Source organism: Streptomyces sp. NPDC096311 (genome assembly GCF_044763085.1).
Lineage (GTDB): Bacteria > Actinomycetota > Actinomycetes > Streptomycetales > Streptomycetaceae > Streptomyces.
This window is the reverse complement of sequence record NZ_JBIWFN010000069.1, coordinates 1-1,553: the sequence shown is the minus strand read 5'-3', so window position 1 is coordinate 1,553 and position 1,553 is coordinate 1. Positions and strand designations below refer to the sequence as shown.

Genomic DNA, 1,553 nt, shown 5'->3' with positions numbered 1-1,553 from the left:
GGGCGCCGGGAGTTCAACGACGTGATCCTGCCGCCGTTCGAGATGGCGCTGCGCGAAGGCGGAGCTCGCTCGGTGATGAACTCCTACTCCGACGTGGACGGCATGCCGGCCGGCGCCGACCCGTCCCTGCTGACCGGAACCCTGCGCGAGGACTGGGGATTCGAGGGCACGGTCGTATCCGACTACTGGTCGATCGCCTTCCTGCGCACCATGCACCGGATCGCCGCCACCGAGGGCGAGGCCGGCGCCCGCGCCCTCGCGGCGGGCATCGACGTCGAGCTGCCCGACACCCTCTGCTACGGCGAACCCCTCGCCGAACTCGTCAGGTCCGGCTCCGTCTCCGAGGACCTCGTCGACCGCGCCGTACGACGCGTGCTGCGACAGAAGGCCGAACTCGGGCTGCTGGACGCCGGTTTCGCGCCCGAGGTCGACACCGAGGAGCCGATCGACCTCGACCCGCCGGCGCACCGCGCGATCGCCCGTGACCTCGCCGAGCAGAGCGTCGTCCTGCTCGACAACCGCGACGGCATCCTGCCGCTGGGCCAGAACATCCCGTCCCTGGCCCTCATAGGGCCCTGCGCCGACGACCCGAACGCCTTCTTCGGCTGCTACTCCTTCCCCAACCACGTCCTGCCCCACCACCCCGGCTACGACAACGGCATCGAGACCCGCTCGCTGCTCGACGCCCTCGCCACGGAGCTGCCGGGGACCCGGATCGCCTACGAACAGGGCTGCCCGGTCAAGGACATCGACCGCGGCGGCTTCGACGCGGCCGTCGAGCAAGCCCGGCAGGCGGATGTCTGCGTCGCCGTGGTCGGCGACCGCGCAGGGCTCTTCGGCCTCGGCACCTCCGGTGAGGGCTGCGACGCCGAGGACCTGGCGCTGCCCGGCGCCCAGGACGAACTGGTCGAGGCGCTGCTGGCCACCGGCACCCCCGTCGTACTGCTCGTCGTCTCCGGCCGGCCCTACGCGCTGGGTGCCTACGCCGATCGTGCGGCCGCCGTCGTCCAGGCCTTCTTCCCCGGCGAGGAGGGCGGGTCCGCGCTGGCAGGCGTGCTCTCCGGACGGGTCACCCCCTCGGGCAAGCTGCCCGTACAGGTCCCCAGGAGCCGCGGCGGCCAACCCGCCACCTACCTGCACGCTCCGCTGGGTGGCAACAGCGAGGGCGTGAGCAACCTCGACCCCACCCCTGCCTACCCCTTCGGGCACGGGCTGTCGTACACGACGTTCGCCTACGACGGGTTCGAGCTGAGCGCCGAGCAGGTCCCGACCGACGGTGAGGTCGAGGTCAGCTGCCTGGTGCGCAACACCGGTGACCGGTCCGGCACGGAGGTCGTGCAGCTCTACACGGCCGACCCGGTCGCCCAACTCCCCCGACCTGTAACGCAGTTGATGGGATTCGTCCGCGTCCCTCTGGTCCCGGGCGAGCAGCGCCGGGTCACGTTCCGGCTGCACGCGGACCGGCTCGCCTACACCGGAGCGGACATGAGCCGCATCGTGGAGCCGGGCGAGATCGAGGTCATGGTCGGTTCGTCCAGCACCGACATCCGGCT

General features: G+C 71.6%; 1 protein-coding gene. It reads left to right on the top strand.

Translation table 11 applies throughout. From position 1 onward, the window contains the following. The coding region (locus ACIRA5_RS53620) for a glycoside hydrolase family 3 C-terminal domain-containing protein (RefSeq protein WP_403706013.1) at nucleotides 1-1,553 on the top strand (1,553 nt) is incomplete at both ends.